The organism is Flavobacterium beibuense (assembly GCF_004151245.1).
GTDB lineage: Bacteria > Bacteroidota > Bacteroidia > Flavobacteriales > Flavobacteriaceae > Flavobacterium > Flavobacterium beibuense_A.
On sequence record NZ_JUIW01000004.1, the window covers coordinates 314,239 to 331,359 of the forward strand.

The 17,121-nt window shown below is 39.3% G+C and carries 14 protein-coding genes; 9 read left to right on the forward strand and 5 right to left on the reverse strand.

What is annotated here, in order from left to right; translation table 11 throughout:
• The first annotated feature begins 11 nt into the window (after positions 1 to 11).
• The gene (locus NU09_RS07365; RefSeq protein WP_129750629.1) at positions 12 to 1,112 is read left to right on the forward strand and encodes an HmuY family protein; all 1,101 of its coding nucleotides are present in this window, start codon (positions 12 to 14) and stop codon (positions 1,110 to 1,112) included.
• 173 nt (positions 1,113 to 1,285) lie between these two features.
• Here the strand turns inward: NU09_RS07365 and NU09_RS07370 are convergent, their stop codons facing one another.
• Genes NU09_RS07370 through NU09_RS07385 form a run of 4 tightly spaced genes read right to left on the reverse strand, consistent with a single transcriptional unit; the run spans position 1,286 to position 5,028 of the window.
• Entirely contained in the window at positions 1,286 to 2,323 is a 1,038-nt protein-coding gene (locus NU09_RS07370; RefSeq protein ID WP_129750630.1) for a hemin-degrading factor, read from the reverse strand.
• A 15-nt stretch (positions 2,324 to 2,338) separates the two neighbouring features.
• The gene (locus NU09_RS07375) at positions 2,339 to 3,115 is read right to left on the reverse strand and encodes a heme ABC transporter ATP-binding protein (protein WP_129750631.1); all 777 of its coding nucleotides are present in this window, start codon (positions 3,113 to 3,115) and stop codon (positions 2,339 to 2,341) included.
• Between the two features lies 1 nt (position 3,116).
• Positions 3,117 to 4,151 carry a FecCD family ABC transporter permease gene (locus NU09_RS07380; protein ID WP_129750632.1) on the reverse strand — a complete coding sequence of 345 codons (1,035 nt, stop codon included), beginning with the start codon at positions 4,149 to 4,151 and terminating at the stop codon, positions 3,117 to 3,119.
• The gene (locus NU09_RS07385; RefSeq protein WP_129750633.1) at positions 4,141 to 5,028 is read right to left on the reverse strand and encodes a hemin ABC transporter substrate-binding protein; all 888 of its coding nucleotides are present in this window, start codon (positions 5,026 to 5,028) and stop codon (positions 4,141 to 4,143) included. The genes NU09_RS07380 and NU09_RS07385 overlap by 11 nt, the downstream gene beginning before the upstream one ends.
• Before the next feature lie 207 nt (positions 5,029 to 5,235).
• Here NU09_RS07385 and NU09_RS07390 point away from each other — a divergent pair, with 207 nt between their 5' ends.
• The 7 genes from NU09_RS07390 to NU09_RS07420 all read left to right on the forward strand — a co-directional run bounded on the left by NU09_RS07390 (position 5,236) and on the right by NU09_RS07420 (position 9,616).
• Entirely contained in the window at positions 5,236 to 6,450 is a 1,215-nt protein-coding gene (locus tag NU09_RS07390; protein ID WP_129750634.1) for an aminotransferase class V-fold PLP-dependent enzyme, read from the forward strand.
• A gap of 38 nt (positions 6,451 to 6,488) precedes the next feature.
• Positions 6,489 to 6,926, forward strand: coding sequence for a hypothetical protein (locus tag NU09_RS07395; protein WP_129750635.1), 438 nt, complete (start codon positions 6,489 to 6,491; stop codon positions 6,924 to 6,926).
• Positions 6,927 to 6,928: 2 nt separating this feature from the next.
• Positions 6,929 to 7,348 (forward strand): SufE family protein, encoded by a 420-nt coding sequence (locus NU09_RS07400; RefSeq protein ID WP_129750636.1) that lies wholly within the window; start codon positions 6,929 to 6,931, stop codon positions 7,346 to 7,348.
• Between the two features lie 5 nt (positions 7,349 to 7,353).
• Complete coding sequence (locus tag NU09_RS07405) at positions 7,354 to 7,677, forward strand: SUF system Fe-S cluster assembly protein (RefSeq protein WP_129750637.1); 324 nt, start codon at positions 7,354 to 7,356, stop codon at positions 7,675 to 7,677.
• 70 nt (positions 7,678 to 7,747) lie between these two features.
• Complete coding sequence (locus tag NU09_RS07410) at positions 7,748 to 8,269, forward strand: DUF2480 family protein (protein ID WP_129750638.1); 522 nt, start codon at positions 7,748 to 7,750, stop codon at positions 8,267 to 8,269.
• Positions 8,270 to 8,330: 61 nt separating this feature from the next.
• Complete coding sequence (locus tag NU09_RS07415) at positions 8,331 to 9,221, forward strand: DUF3078 domain-containing protein (RefSeq protein WP_129750639.1); 891 nt, start codon at positions 8,331 to 8,333, stop codon at positions 9,219 to 9,221.
• Positions 9,222 to 9,310: 89 nt separating this feature from the next.
• Entirely contained in the window at positions 9,311 to 9,616 is a 306-nt protein-coding gene (locus tag NU09_RS07420; RefSeq protein WP_129750640.1) for a hypothetical protein, read from the forward strand.
• A gap of 123 nt (positions 9,617 to 9,739) precedes the next feature.
• On the opposite strand, the gene hflX is transcribed toward NU09_RS07420, so the two are convergent.
• Entirely contained in the window at positions 9,740 to 10,969 is a 1,230-nt protein-coding gene (hflX, locus tag NU09_RS07425; RefSeq protein ID WP_129750641.1) for a GTPase HflX, read from the reverse strand.
• Positions 10,970 to 11,130: 161 nt separating this feature from the next.
• Here hflX and NU09_RS07435 point away from each other — a divergent pair.
• A partial coding sequence (locus NU09_RS07435) for a fibronectin type III domain-containing protein (protein ID WP_207209760.1) occupies positions 11,131 to 17,121 on the forward strand: 5,991 nt, incomplete at its 3' end.

A 17,121-nucleotide genomic window follows, 5' to 3' on the forward strand; every position in this document is an offset into this window, starting at 1 on the left:
ATCATTATCATATGAAAAAAAGCATATTAATCCTTGCCGCAGCAGTTGGTTTTTTAGCTTCCTGCTCAAGTGACGACAGTACTACTACAGAACCTGTTACTGGCGGCCCTGCTGAAGGAAGCATAGTACAACCAAATATTGGAGGTCCTAATGAGCCCAATCAGGTTTATGTAGACCTTAGCACAGGAGAATCTACGGCAGTTGTAAGAACATCATGGGATCTTGGGTTTTATTCGGGAGCCGATTTTAGGGTAATCCTTAACGGATCGGTTAAAATGGCTGCCAAAAAACTGGAAACAACCAATATTGATGAGGTTCAGGAAGCAGATCCTACAGTAACAGTAAGCTATGCTACAGATGCTACTTTAGGTTATGTGGATAACCCAACAGGAATTCTTTCCGGTAACGGTGGGGGAGAGGGTACTGCTATAGCAGAAATTTCCGCAACCGATAGCGAAAACTATGTTTATCTTGTAAATATGGGCTACGGACTTTCGAACACAACCCCTTCAACAGGAAGTGCGAGTGTAGATGGTGACCTTCGTGGCTGGATGAAAATTCGTGTACTGAGAAGCGGTAACGATTATAAACTTCAGTATGCAGAACTGGATGCTACAACTCATGAAGAGGTAACTATAACTAAAAACGGCGACTATAATTTTACTTTTTTCAGTATAGTAAATAATGCTCAAACTTCTGTAGAACCTAAAAAGGGAGACTGGGATTTAAACTTTACAACGTTTACCAACTATTACCCATATAACGATATAACTGTTTTATACCCTTTTGCCGATTATACATTACTTAACGTTAAAGGTGGTACAAGAGCTTATGAGATTATTACAGAGGATGCCGAAGGAGGAGAGGCAGGTTATAATGCATTTACACTTGCTCAGGTAGACCCTGCTCAATTTGAGGCTTCAGTTGCTGATCACAGGTTTGTAACCTGGAGGACAGAAGCAGGGCCAAATACTACCATGACTGTAAAGACAGACCGCTTTTTTGTAATTAAGGATGCCGATGGTAATTTTTACAAAGTATTGTTCAGGGCTCTTAAAAACGATTTAGGAGAAAGAGGCTACCCTGTATTTGAATACAAGCTTTTACAATAAGTAAATCATTTCATGTTCAATAAAAAGCAGTAGTTAAGTTAGTTTTTGTTTTTACTGTGTCCCGGCTGGTTTTTCATAGTTAACCTGCCGGGTTTTTTTATTTGTTATTACTTACGGCCTGTAAAAAACAAACCCCGCATATAGCGGGGTTTACAATTTAGATAATACAAGATTTATAACGAAGCGACAAGTTTTCGCCATTCTTCCAATTCAGGTATTCCCGGTTTTCTTTTTCCAAAGAACTGAACAATGATTTCTCCCATTTCGTTAAATACCTCGATAGCGGTAACCACACCATCTTCGGTAGGTTTTCTTACCACCCATACCTGTGCGATTTTATCCATATCCAGGTGAAGGTTAAAATCAGGATCCATAACATTAAACCAGTTGTTGTGCCACATTGTTTTTCTTACCAGCCCTGTATGGATTTGGATATTACCCCTGTTTCCTACAAAGCACATAATAGGCAGCTTCTGTTCAGCAGCACCTTCAAGTATTTTTACTATAGCATCTTTCTCAATCTTATGGGCAACGGTTTCGTTTGGAGCTAAACGTAATGCCTGTGTTCTTGTAACGCCAAACTTTTTAAGCATACCAAAGAACGCGTGAGTATCTTTTAGTGTCTCCCAAGCTTCCTGAAAACCTTTAACGTCTATTTCGCTGTCCGGTTTCTCGTCGATATTTAAGGCAACAGCTACAGCAGTTTCTTCAGTACTCTGATTGTCTGAAGTATATTTTTTTACCAGTGCATCAAAAGCAGCTTCATTACTGTCTTTAGTTAGGTATATTTTGTGAATGGCAAGTCCGTCTTTTCCGAAAAACTGAAGGCTTTTTCTGTCACCGTGCTCTGATTTTTCCTCTACGGCAAAAGCCTTATCCCAATGTGATAAGAATATTCTAAGGTCGATATCCTCTCCCACAAAAAGGCCTGCAAACGGGCTGCTGAAATCAGGATTAAGGTAAACACCTTTTCTTTCATGTACGCACTCATCATTACGGGTAAGTGCCATTACTTTGCCAAGGCTTTCAATTTCCGATAGTATTGCGGCAAATTCAGGTTTTAGCCTTGTTACGGTTTCTCCGGTTTGTGTTGCTAAAAGTCCGGCTTCGCTAACACCAAGCTTTTCTGCAGCGTTTCTTATTCTAAGATGCGGGTTTTCTGCCTTTAGGGCATCCCATTGTGATTTAAGATTATTAGTTATAATATCCATAATGCTGTTTTTTTATTATGTTCCAAAAATTATAAGAGGGTTTTTATTGACCGGGTTAGGGCAAACCGTACAGGGGAAATTGTACACTTTGCTTATTATTTCTTTTGTAAATACCTTATTAGGTGTGTCATGTGCTACTACCTTACCTTTTTTAAGCAGCATTATCGTGTCGGCAAACTGTGCGGCAAGGTTAAGGTCGTGCAATACCATAACTGCTGTATTTCCCTTTTCGGTAAAATTCTTTATGGTATGTAATATTCGATGCTGATGCAATACGTCCAGATTGTTTAATGGTTCGTCTAAAAAAACCAGTTTGTTAAGTACTTCGTTATCCAGTTGTGTTAATACCCTTGCCAGGTGAACACGCTGTTTCTCCCCGCCCGAAAGCGAATTGTAATCCCTTGTTTCAAGATAGGCAACATCGGTTTCTTCCATAGCTTTTTGTACCGCTTCAAAGTCCTTTTTGTGTGGATTGGACTGAAAATAGGGGTAACGTCCCATCATAACCACATCCTTAACAGAAAGGGGTATATCGTGACTGTTGTTTTGTGAGAACTTGGCTTTATTGTGTGCAAGATCCCTGTAATCCCATTCTTCAAAAGTTTTCTTTTTGAAGAATATGGGCTCCTCATTTTTACCGGCCTCATTTGCTAATAAACTTAGCAAAGTAGATTTTCCGGCTCCGTTAGGGCCAACAATAACAAGCAGTTCGCCATACTTTACCGAAACATCTATGTTTTCCAGTATGGAATGTTTTTTATGGGCAAATGATATTTTATAGGCTTCCAGCATATTACATCGATTTTCGGCTGCGTATTAATATTATGATGAAAATAGGTGCGCCCATAAAGGCTGTAAGTATGCCTATAGGTATTTCACTGGGCTGCGCTATGGTTCGGCTAACGGTATCTGCCGAAAGTAGAAGTACACTTCCCATTACGGCAGAAAGAGGCAGGATGATATTATAGTTGGATTTAAAGATAAGCCTCAAAATGTATGGGACAATTAGACCTACAAAGCCTATGGTTCCTGCAAAGGCAACCGAGGTACCTACCATTAGCGCGGTTAATATTACAATCTGTTTTTTTATTTTTTCAACCGGAATACCCAGGTGCTGTGCATCTCTTTCGCCAAGCATCATGGCATTAAGGGCTTTGCCTTTATTTATAAGCAGTATATAGGCTACAGCCATAATACTGGCCAGGATGGCGTTTTTAGTCCACGTGGCTCCGGCAAGACTGCCCAGATTCCAAAATGTAAGATCCCTTAACTGTTCTTCCTTTGACATATAGATCAGTAATCCCATTATGGCAAAGCCTAAGGCTGTAAATGCAACGCCGCAAAGCAGCATAACCACTACATTTGTTTTACCGTTTGTAGTAGAAATGCGATATACCAAAAGCATAGTAAGCAATGCCCCTATAAACGCCATTATACTTAACAGTGAATAATGAAAGACTTCCGGAATATAAGGCTTAATAGAGCTGCCCAAAACAATAGTAATGGCAGCAAAAAGAGATGCTCCAGATGTTATTCCTATTAAGTCGGGGGTGGCAAGTGGGTTTTTAAACATACCCTGCATACATGTTCCCGATACTGCAAGGGCACTGCCTATAAGCACCCCCATAGTGATGCGGGGCAGCCTTAAGTCCATTATAACAAAACGGTCACTTTGAGAAATAGAACTGTCCTGTGCTATAATACCACTGATTATTTCGGCAAGAGAATGCCTTTCAAATATATAAACTCCCATATATAGGGAAACTACTGCCAGTGAAACCAGCAGCAGCATTCCCAAAGTAATATATAACGAGAGTTTATTTTGCATTTTCCCTAAGCAGTGCGTTTAATTGTACGGCAGCTTCACCAAGGCGCGGACCAAAACCTGCCAGTAACCCGCCATCCATTGCTATTATCTTTTTGTTTTTTCCTGCATTGGTTTTATCTACTCCTGGTATTTTAAATACTCCCTGAGGACCGCCAACGCTTCCTAAACCTGAATCAAACATCAGTATCACATCCGGATTTCCCTGTAAAAGGGCTTCCGGTGTAAGTGGTTTGTAATCTTCAAAGTCTGAAACGGCATTTTTACCGCCAGCCAGTGTAATCACTTTATCTACCGGAGTATTTGTACCGCTAACCATTAGCATATTAGCGCCACGGGCATATATAAAAAGTACTTTTGGGGTATTTTCAATTGGTTTTACCTGTGCAAGGTCGTTGTCTATATCGTTCTGTAGTTTTTCGTAGTTATTGTTGTTTAAAGTATTTGCTACTTCATCAATAAGTTTTTTTGTACCGTCTACACTGATATCCTGAGAAAATACCTTAACTGTAATTCCTGATGCTTTAAGATTTTCGACAAGGGTTGGGTCTAAATCTTTATCGGTAGTCAAAATAAGTGTAGGCTTAAGTTCCATAACCGTTTCTACAGAAATACTCCTTACATGCCCTAAGTCTTTCGCAGTGCTTTTTACGGTTTCGGGGTAAGTGCTGGTAACATCTACGCCCACAATTTCTTTTTCATGACCTAATGCGGCTACAACCTCTGTTATGGCTCCGTTTAAGGATATGATACGGTTTGTTTCTATTGTTAGCTCTTTTTGTTCAGCAGTTGTTTTTTCTGCTTTTGAAGTGTCATTTTTGCATGAAGTTGCTGTAAAAAGACTAATTGCAAAAAAGGCTATAAGGCTTATTTTTTTCATTGGTTAATTAAATTATTTTTAATAAATCTAAATTAACGCAAATGTATTATTTTTATTTAGAATGAAAAAAAATAAGGTAAAAATTTAGTGTTAAGAGTGCCTGGGGTTAAATCTCAAACATTTATGCTGTTTTTAAATAAACAAGCCGTAAATTTGTACCCAATTTGTTGTAAAGCCATTAGTTGGCAAAAAATAGAGGAGAAGAAAATGTTAGATATAAAAGCTGTAAGGGCTGATTTCCCGATACTTAACCAAACCGTAAATGGTAAGCCGCTTGTATATTTTGATAATGCCGCAACTTCACAAAAACCGCAGGTTGTTATTGATGCCATTTCAAGATATTATGAGCAGATAAACTCAAACATCCATAGGGGTGTACACGCACTTAGCCAGCTGGCTACAGATGCTTATGAAATTTCAAGGCAAAAAATTCAAAAGCACATTAATGCCAAGCATAGCTATGAGGTACTGTTTACAACAGGAACTACTCATGGTATTAATCTGATTGCAAACGGGTTTGCAGCTTTTGTAAAGGCAGGCGATGAGGTAATGGTATCGGCTATGGAACACCACAGTAACATAGTGCCGTGGCAAATGCTTTGTGAAAGAGTTGGGGCAAAACTTGTAGTTATCCCAATGAATGAAAAGGGAGAACTGATTATTGAGGAATTTGAAAAACTGCTTACCGAAAAGATCAAAATCGTAGCGGTAAATCATATAAGCAACTCGCTTGGCACGATTAATCCGGTTAAGCATATTATTGATAAGGCACACGCTGTAGGAGCAGCGGTACTTATTGACGGTGCACAGGCGGCACCGCATTTAAAGATAGATGTTCAGGCGCTGGATTGCGATTTTTATGCTTTTTCAGGGCACAAAGCCTGTGGGCCTACCGGAAGCGGAATACTGTATGGTAAAGAAGAATGGCTTAATAGGCTACCTCCTTATCAGGGCGGTGGTGAAATGATTAAGGAAGTTAGCTTTGAAAAAACTACTTATGCCGACCTGCCACACAAGTTTGAAGCGGGTACGCCAAATATTGAAGGCGGTATTGTACTGGGGACGGCTATAGATTATCTAAATACAATTGGTCTTGATAATATAGCTGCTTACGAGCATGAACTATTGGTTTACGGTACACAAAAACTACTTGAAATAGACGGCCTTAAAATCATTGGTACTGCCGAAAACAAAACATCGGTAATATCATTCAATGTGGGTACTATTCACCCGTATGATATAGGCGCTATTGTAGATAAAATGGGTATTGCCGTAAGAACAGGCCATCACTGTACGCAGCCAGTAATGGACTTCTTTAAAATACCTGGAACCGTAAGGGCATCGTTCGCATTCTACAATACAAAAGAAGAAATAGATGCACTTGCCGAGGCTGTTAAGAAAGCGCAAAGAATGTTGGGCTAAATATAAAAAGGGCTACTTTTACAGGTAAAATAAAGTATATGAAAAAGTTTGCAGCCATTGTATTACTGGCTCTTTTTGCGGTAAGTTGTGCTTCGGCACTTAAAAAGGAAAGCGATAAGATTTCTTTTGAATATGAAGCCATTACCAGAGGGAGCTATAAAAAAATTATTGTAAAACAGGATACCGTAATCACCATTAAGGACAGAGGTCTTGAAAACGTGATTACAAAAAGCCTTAAAAACGGTGAATGGAACGGCATACTTAAATCGCTTGAAGGTATAGACCTTGATGCGCTTAGTGAAATTAAGGCGCCAAGTGTAAAACATCAGGTTGATGCTGCCCCAATAGCCAATTTAAAAGTAATAAGAGGAGATAAAACCTACCAGAGCAGCAGCTTTGATCATGGTAATCCTCCACAGGAAATAAAAGATGTTGTAGAGAAGATCATTTCAGCATCCGATTTGCAAAAAAAATAGAAATGGATATTAGAGAGATTCAGGAAGAGATTATAGACGAATTTTCAATGTTTGATGATTGGGAGGAGCGTTACCAGTATGTAATTGATTTGGGTAACTCACTTCCGCTGATTAATGAGGAGTTTAAAACCGAGGAGAACATCATTAAAGGCTGTCAGAGCAAAGTTTGGCTTCACGGCGAGCAAAAGGACGGTAATGTTGTTTTTACGGCAGACAGCGACGCTATTTTAACCAAAGGGATAATAGCAATATTAATACGCGTTTTCTCTAACCAGAAACCTGCTGATATACTGGAGGCTGATACCGCTTTTATTGACGAGATAGGGCTTAAGGAGCACTTATCACCAACAAGGGCTAACGGACTTGTCTCTATGATTAAACAGATTAAAATGTATGCCCTGGCATTTCAGGCAAAAAATTAAATACTATGGAACAGCAAATAGATACTGCACAGCTGGGGGAAGAGATTGTAAAGATCTTAAAAACAATTTATGACCCCGAAATTCCGGTTGATATTTATGAACTGGGATTGATATATGATGTAATGGTGAATACAGATCATGAAGTGAAAATACTTATGACACTTACATCACCTAACTGCCCTGTGGCAGAAAGTTTACCGCAGGAAGTGGAAGAAAAGATCACTAAAATAGAAGGTGTTAAGGCCGCTGAGGTTGAAATTACTTTCGATCCGCCATGGACACGTGATCTTATGAGCGAAGAGGCTAAGCTTGAGCTTGGCATGCTTTAATAAATTGATTTCTACCATAGATGCCGGCTTCTTAATTTAAGGCCGGCATTATAAATTTAGCCTGAAAATTATGAAAGAACAGGAAGAAGAAATAGTAAACAGGGTTGCTAACAGCGTTCTTGAGGTTTTTGACCTTGAAGATTATTATCCTGAAGGGGAGAGGGTTTCTATAGATATAACCCAATGGTTATGGCAGGGCCTTGTACTTAAGGAAAAAGAGTTTAGAGATGCCCTTAAAAACTACGACTGGCAACAATACCAAAACAAATATGTAGCCTTATACTGCAGCGAAGATGCTATTGTACCTGCATGGGCTTATATGCTTATAACATCTTACCTTCAGCCGTATGCTAAAAAGGTAATGCAGGGCGAATTACATAACCTGAATGTGCTGCTTTATAATGATATCCTTAACGGATTAGACTATAGTTCTTATGAAGGAAAACCGGTAATCATTAAGGGTTGTTCCCGCAAACCGGTACCGGAAGAAGCTTATATGCTGGCTATGCAAAAACTGATGCCTGTAGCAAAGAGTATAATGTTTGGAGAGGCCTGTTCTTCAGTACCTTTATATAAAAAGCCGAAGCTTTAACTTTTTATTAACTGTGAGGTTTTACTGCAATTTGGCTATATTTGTGTAAAACACTCCCATTATGATAAAAAAATTACTCTTAGCGGCGGCTATGCTGGGTTTTATGGCTGCCAAAGCACAAGATCAGGTTTCTGATGCAGCAGCTGATAATGACACAATTGGTCCGTGGACTAAAAAAGGAAATGCCTCTTTATTATTTAACCAGTCAACCTTTGATAACTGGCTTGCCGGTGGTGAAAATAATATTTCGGGAAGTGTAGGCCTAAATTATGATATAAACTATAAGAAAGGCCCTTGGTCTTGGGATAATAAGTTTATAGCATCCTATGGCTTGGTAAAAACAAGAAACAGTTCTTTTGCTAAAAAGACTGATGATAAGCTTGAAATAAATTCGATTTTAGGTAAAAAAGCAACAGAAAGATGGTACTATTCTGCTTTCTTGAACTTTAAGACACAGTTTACAAAAGGATACAACTACAGTACTGACGAAAACGGAGCAGAGATAAGGGAAGAGTATACAAATATTTTGTCACCTGGTTATTTACTTGTAGGACCGGGAATGATGTATAAAAGAGACGATAATTTTAAGATTAACCTGTCTCCGGCAACCTCAAAAATTACTTTTGTAGATAAGAACTTTACATTGCCTGATGAAGCTTATTTTGGAGTAAAAGAAGGAGAATCTATGCGTTATGAGCTGGGTTTTAATGCTTCTGCATACTATAAGCTTGATGTAATTGCAAACGTTACATTTGAAAATATACTTAACCTGTATTCCAATTACCTTGAAGATCCTCAAAATGTGGATATTGATTATCAATTAAACATAGTAATGAAGATTAATAGATATCTTACTACTAATGTTTCTTTCCAAACTATTTATGATGATAATGCTTTTAAAGGATTTCAGATACGACAGGTATTTGGTGTAGCAGTTAATTACGGATTTTAATCCCTGAAAAATATAAAAAAGTAAGGCTGTCATTTTATGACGGCCTTTTTTTGTAACTATTCTTATATTTGAGTCTTACCTTTTTTGAAATGGAAAAACTGATATACAAAACAAAGGAAATATTTACGCCTAAGTCCTTTACTTTTGGACATTCTGAATTGCGTTTAGAAGCACTTGAAAGTGACCTTGTAGTAAAATTCCTTGGTGTTTTTTATATGGAACTTCCAAGGTCACTGGCCGGCTTTGAGATATGGCTGTTAAATGAAGAGGAGCGAAAAAAACTATTGGAAAGGAGGAAAAGTTTAAACCCCAGCAACACTAACTTTTTTAAGATAATAAGTCATGATGAGGTATACTATCTTGTATCGTTAGGCGTGGATGTTAAGAATGGATAAAGAGAAGGATATGAAATTTAAGAAAGTTTAATTCTGGATTAAAGATATATCGATTTTAAAACTCCAATGCTGATATAGATTATAAAAAACAAAAATCCGGCCTTTTACAAGGCCGGATTTTCTTTATTCTTTTTCCTCAGAATGATTTTCCTTATAATCTGGGTATAGGAAATTATTATAAGGAAAACGTGTTATGTGTATCTCTCTAACAGCTTCATACACTTTTTCCCTAAATTCTTCAAAATTTTCTTTATTGGTGGCCGAAATAAAAAGCGCATTCTTTTCACCTACATTACTCATCCAGGTAGCCTTCCATTCCTCAAGGGTATTGTGTCTTGTTGTCTTTTCGGTAACAAGATCATCTGCATCAATCTCAAGTGGTTTATAGGTGTCAATCTTATTAAATACCATAACGGTAGGTTTGTCTATACAGCCTATGTCCTGTAATATCTGGTTAACCGACGCAATATGGTCTTCAAAGTCTGGGTGTGAAATATCCACCACATGTAAAAGCAAATCGGCTTCGCGCACCTCGTCCAGCGTACTTTTAAAGGACTCAACCAGTTGAGTAGGTAACTTTCTTATAAATCCTACTGTATCAGAAAGAAGGAAAGGAAGGTTTTTGATAACTACTTTCCTTACAGTCGTATCAAGCGTTGCAAACAGCTTATTTTCAACAAAAACCTCACTTTTGCTTATCACGTTCATAAGGGTTGATTTCCCTACGTTAGTGTATCCTACAAGGGCAACCCTAACCAGTGCACCACGATTGCTGCGCTGAACGGCCATTTGTTTATCAATGGTCCTGATTTTTTCTTTTAGCAAGGCAATCCTGTCCCTAACAATACGGCGGTCAGTTTCAATCTCCGTTTCACCGGGACCACGCATACCAATACCACCACGCTGTCTTTCAAGGTGGGTCCACATACCCGATAACCTTGGCAGTAAGTACTGGCACTGAGCCAACTCTACCTGTGTTCGGGCATAAGAGGTTTCTGCCCTTTGGGCAAAAATATCAAGGATAAGGTTGGTCCTGTCTAATACTTTACACTCAAGTATTCGGGTTATATTTTTTTGCTGTGCAGGCGACAGCTCATCATCAAAAATTACGGTTGAAACCTCATTTTCTTTTATGTAATGATGTATCTCATCAATCTTACCCGTACCTAAAAAGGTTTTTGGGTTAGGTTTGTCCATTTTTTGGGAAAAACGCTTTATTACTTCACCACCTGCAGTAAAAGTAAGAAACTCTAACTCATCCAGATACTCTGTTAGCTTTTCTTCGTCCTGATTCTGTGTTATTATCCCGACAATCACGGTTTTTTCAAACCTTATCACTTCTTTTTCAAGCATAAATGTTATTTATATCTGCAAAAATACAAAATATATACAAGTCCATTTTGTAAAAAAAATGCGAATAATTAATCGAAATCGTTAAAAGCAAACATAAAGTTATTAAAATGTTATATTTTTTTAATTTTGATACTTTAATTCTACCAAAACTAGCTTTTTTTATGAGAAAATTTACTTTCATGATTTTCATGTCATTATTTTCTATTGCCTCTTTTGGACAGTTGGCAACAGAAGGTTTTGAGACATGGCCCCCTACTGATTGGGGAATTTATGACAACGACTCCGGACCACTTAAGTTCTGGGTACAGACAGCTGCCGGAGATACAACTTTCCCGGCCTATGCCGGAGACCATGCGGCTCTTGTTGATAAAGAAAACGTGTCGGACACAGCACCGGTTCCTCAGGACTGGTTGGTAACTCCACAGTTTACTTTACCAAGTAACCCGCAATTACGCTTCTTTTCGCGTTTAGGTTTAAATGGAGATCAGGGTAGCCTTTACCGTATTATGATTTCTACAGATGCAGATCCTTCTGATCTTTCTGCTTATGTGCAGGTGGAAGAGTGGACTGAAACACAAATTAACCCTACACAACAGGTTTATACGGAGAAGATATTATCGCTTCCTGAAAACCTTGTTGGGCAGCAGGTATATGTTGCTTTTGTTTTAGTAGGTGATGATGGTGACAGATGGCTGATAGACGATGTAAGTGTTGTTCAGGAATGTTTAGCCCCGGAAAACATAACGGTAGATAATACGGGCTTAAACACAGCCGACATTACTTGGGATGCCAATGGCGCTACATCTTGGGAAATAGAAATTGTTCCTGTAACAGATGCTCCTACGGGAGCTGGTGATGTTTATAACGGTACCTTACCTTATCAGGCTTCGGGTCTTGATCCGGCTACTGCTTATAAAGTTTATGTTCGTTCAATATGCGGAACAGATAATGAGAGTCCTTGGACTACACCAATTACATTTATTACTGCGGCTTTAGGAGAAACGTGTGCAGCTCCTATAGAAATAGTAACATTACCGTATTCCACTACAGATAATACGGCTAACTACGGTGATGATTATGAAGGTGTGCCGGGTACAAGTTGTGGTAACACCAACAATTATCTTAATGGTGATGATGTGGTTTATTCATATACTGCCCCTGCAGATGGTATAATAAGCGTAGACATTACAGGTAATGGTACTTATGCAGGTATGTTTATTTATGATGACTGTGCTGATATAGGTACAGAATGTTTGGCTGGTGTTGTTTCCGGTGGTTCTACAGATCCGCTATCAATACCTGTTTTTGCTGTTACGGCAGGAACGACTTATTACATTGTAATATCTACATGGGCTACGCCACAGTCTACACCATATACTTTAATAGTACAAACGGTAAACTGTGCGCCGCCTACAAACTTAACTGTTGCAAACGTAGACAGTGCATCAGCAGATCTTTCATGGGATGCTAACGGTGCAACATCATTTGAAATCGTTATACAGCCTGTAGGTACAGGTATACCTGCGGGAGCAGGAACAACTGTAACGACTAATACAGCGTTTGATGCAACTGAAATGACAGACGGAACTCCGTTTGCTCCTTCAACAAATTACGAATACTACGTAAGAAACGATTGTGGCGACGGTACTTTTAGTGCATGGGCAGGCCCGGTTAGTTTCTACACAACACAAATTCCTGCTGCATTAGACTATACTCAGGATTTTGAAGGAACTACAGGCTGGACACTGTTAAATGGTGATGCTGCAAACAAATGGATTATTGGTAATGCCGTAAACAATGGTGGTGCTAATTCATTATACATTACAAATGATAACGGTGTAAGTAATGCTTATACGAACACCAATACATCTGTAGTACAGGCTTACAGGGATATCCAAATGCCTGCAACTGTAGATGCACTAACACTTTCTTTTGACTGGAGAGCAGATGCTGAACCATGTTGTGACTACCTTAGAGTATGGTTAGTACCTGCTACTTTTAACCCAACGCCGGGTACACAAATTACAGCCGGTAACAGTGGCGGTATCCAATTAGGAGGTAACTTTAATCAAAGTGCTGAATTTACTACAGAAGAGTTTTATATCCAGGCTGCTGCATTTTCAGGTCAGGTTGCAAGACTTGTATTTGAGTGGAGAAACGATAACAGTGTAGGACCTAACCCTCCTGCAGCGGTAGATAACATTAACTTATCGTTAGTTACCTGCCCAATTCCGTCTAACTTAACTGCTAGTGATATTGCGCTAAACGGTGCTACGTTTGCATGGGATGGCCCAACATCGGTTTCACCAACATTTGATTACTACATAACAACTTCTTCTACAGCTCCGGATGAGACTACTCCGGTAACTGATAACGTTTCTGATGAAACAGTAACATTAGATGATCTTGATAATGCTACAACTTACTACTTCTGGGTAAGAAGCAACTGTGGTAACGATGATGCAAGTAACTGGGTTGGTCCGGTTATTATCAATACGCTTCAGGTTCCTGCAGATTTAGATTATACTGAGAATTTTGACGGTACTACAGAATGGACGTTAAACAGTATAGGTCAGCCTAACAAATGGGTAATAGGTACTGCTGTGAATAACGGAGGTACAAGCAGCCTTTATATAACTAACGATGAAGGTGTTACTAACGCTTACAGTAACGAAACTACTGTATCTCATGCTTACAGGGATGTACAGATGCCAACTACGGTTGAAGAATTAAACCTTTCTTTCGACTGGAGATCGGTAGGTGAAACAAACGATTACCTTAGGGTATGGATGGTTCCTGCAACATTTTTACCTACACCGGGTACACAAATTACCGCTGCTAACAGTGGAGGTGTACAGGTAGGAGGTAACCATACAGGAAGTGCTGAGTTTGTTACAGAAAACTATATTATCAATGCCGAGACATTTGGTGGTCAGGTAATGAGACTTGTATTTGAGTGGAGAAACAATGCCTTTACAGGAACTAACCCTCCTGCAGCGGTAGATAACATCAACCTTTCATTTATTACATGTCCTGCACCAGATAACCTTTCGGCATCAAACGTAACTTTAAATACGGCTGATGTTGCATGGGACGCACCTGTAACGATAACACCGGATTATGATTATTATATAAGTACATCAAATACGGCTCCGGAAGAGAATACAGATCCTACAGATACAGTAGATACTCCTAACGTATCATTTGATGATCTTGAAGATTCTACTACATACTATGTTTGGGTAAGAAGTAATTGTGGTAATGGTGATCACAGCTACTGGGTAGGTCCTCAGCTTATTATGACGCCACAAATTCCTGCCGATATGAATTTCGCAGATGATTTTGACACCCTGCCTTCTAACTGGTCGCTTATTAACGGCGAGCAAATAAACAAATGGTATATAGGTTCTGCTGTATTTAACAGCCCTGATAATGCATTGTATATATCTAACGATAATGGTGTTTCTCACACTTATACGACAGGTAGCTCAAATTCTGTTGTACATGCTTACAGAGACATACAAATGCCTGCAACAATAACTAATGAACTTGTTCTGTCGTTCGACTGGTTAGGTTTAGGAGAAAGTAGCTACGATTACTTAAGAGTATGGTTAGTTCCTGTAGCCTTTAACCCAACACCGGGTACACAAATTACAACTGCTAACGGACAACAGATAGGAGGTAACTTTAATCAGGAAAGTGACTGGACATCAGAGATGTTTATTTTTGATGGAACTGCATACGCAGGTCAGGTTGTGCGTTTAGTATTCGAATGGAGAAATGATGGTAGCGGTGGTACTCAGCCACCTGCAGCTGTAGACAATGTTGACTTACGTTTCTTAACTTGTCCTCAACCTACAGATTTATTATCAACGGGTGTTCAGGGTTCTTCTTACGTAGAGCTTTCGTGGACTCCTGCAGGTACTGAAACACAATGGGAAATTGTAGTTCAGGAAATGGGTTCAGGCGCGCCTGGTGACGCACCGGAAGAATCGGTAATCGTTACAGATGATCCTAACTATACATTAGAAATAGAGTCGGGTGTTTACTATGAATTCTATGTAAGAGCTATATGTAGCGATACAGATTCAAGCTTCTGGAGTGGACCTCAGGTGTTCTCTATATTCAACCCACCTGGGTGTGCTAATGTTGAGGTATTTGATCCTGAACAGGACATTCTTCTTCCGGGATCAGAATATGTAATTTGTCCTGGAGAGGATACTTGTATCCCATTAAGCGCAAACTATATGCTTACAGGTGAAACTGATTCATACGAAATAGAAAGCATTGACTATGCTCCGCCATTCCCGTTCACGGGAGGTACTCCGGTATCAGTTGGTACGGACGACGTTTGGTCTCCACTTGTAGAACTTCCTTTTGATTTCTGTTTCTTCGGAGAAATCTATTCAGAGGTTATTGTGGGTTCAAATGGTGTAATTTCATTTGATACTTCAGATGCAGGAGGATACTGTCCTTGGTCATTTGATGAAACAATTCCGGATCCTGGATTCCCTATCCTAAACGCTATTTATGGTGTTTATCAGGATATCGACCCTAACCAGAATAATGATGTTGCTAACCCGGATATTAACTATCAGGTATTAGGTAACTATCCTTGTCGTGCACTTGTTGTAAACTTCTCTGAGGTTGCTCAGTTTAGCGGTGATTGTAATGATAACCCTGATGTTGGAGCCCAAACTACTCAGATTGTTCTTTATGAAATATCAAATGTAATTGAAGTTTACGTAGGTCACAGGGTACCATGTACAGAGTGGCAGGATGGTGCCGGTGTAATCGGTCTTCAGAATGCCGGTGGTACTGTAGCTTTTGTTCCGGATGGAAGAAATACAGGTCCTTGGACAGCTATTGAAGAAGCTTGGAGATTTACTCCAAATGGTAATACAAACGTTGTGTTTGAATGGCTTCAGGATGGTGTATCATTTAGTGATGATACAGATATTACTGTATGTGTAAGCGAGCCAACTGTTATGACAGCGCGTGCTACTTATACAAACTGTAACGGTGAACTTTTAGTTAAGGAAAGTGATGTAACAATCCGTTTAGCTGAAGAGATTACTGTAGATAACCTGATAGACCTTACAGCTTGTTCTACAGGTGAAATGGTATCGTTTGATCTTAATGAAAGTACTGTTGATTTCCTTGCAGGATTAAATAGCCCTGAAAACTTCACGGTTACATTCTATGCAACTCAGGAAGCAGCAGATTTAGGAGGCGATGATAACCTTGCAAGTCCTTATGAGACCAATGCATCAGAAACTATCTATGTAAGGGTACAGGAAAACGGTAGTGACTGTTATTCAACAGGTATGTTTGATATTATTATTACAAACAACCCTCCACAGTATACCGTTGCGGGAGATCTTGATATATGTGAAGGTCAGACTACAACACTTACTGTAGAGCCAATTAACTTTGAAGTTTCTGAAGCGACTTATGCATGGACTCTTGATGGAGCTGCGCTTCCCGATACAGGATCAAGCATTGTGGCTTCTGAAACTGGTATCTATGAAGTAAGCGTAGTAACAGGTTGTGAAGCTACAGAAGCTGTTCAGGTTACTGTTTACGAAATACCGGTAGCAGATGTAATGGAAAATGTTACTGAGTGTGATGTGTTCGAATTACCTGTTCTTAGCGCTAATAATACCTACTATACAGGTCCGGATGCAACAGGCGATATGCTTGCAGCAGGGACTGAAATAACAACAGATCAGACAATCTATATTTTTGCTCAGGTTCCGGGAACTGACTGTTCAGACGAAAGCAGCTTTACTGTAGATATTATACCAAGTCCTGTTTTAGGAATTACAGGTGGTTGTGAAAACAATCAGTATGTACTTGAAGTAGCAATGGATGAAAACTACAATGAGCAAAATACTGTTATTGAGTGGACAAGTCCTCAGGGAGCAATAATTGGTACTGGTAGTACTGTAATTGCAGAGGAAGAAGGTGAATATATGGTAACGGTAACTCCTGTAGGAGATGTAAGCTGCCCGACAGTACTTACACTGCAGGTTGATAATGTGGCGTGTTTAATCCCACGCGGTATTTCTCCGAATGGTGACGGTATGAACGATGAGTTTGATCTTACCGGATTTAACGTTTCTAAACTGAGCATCTTTAACCGTTATGGT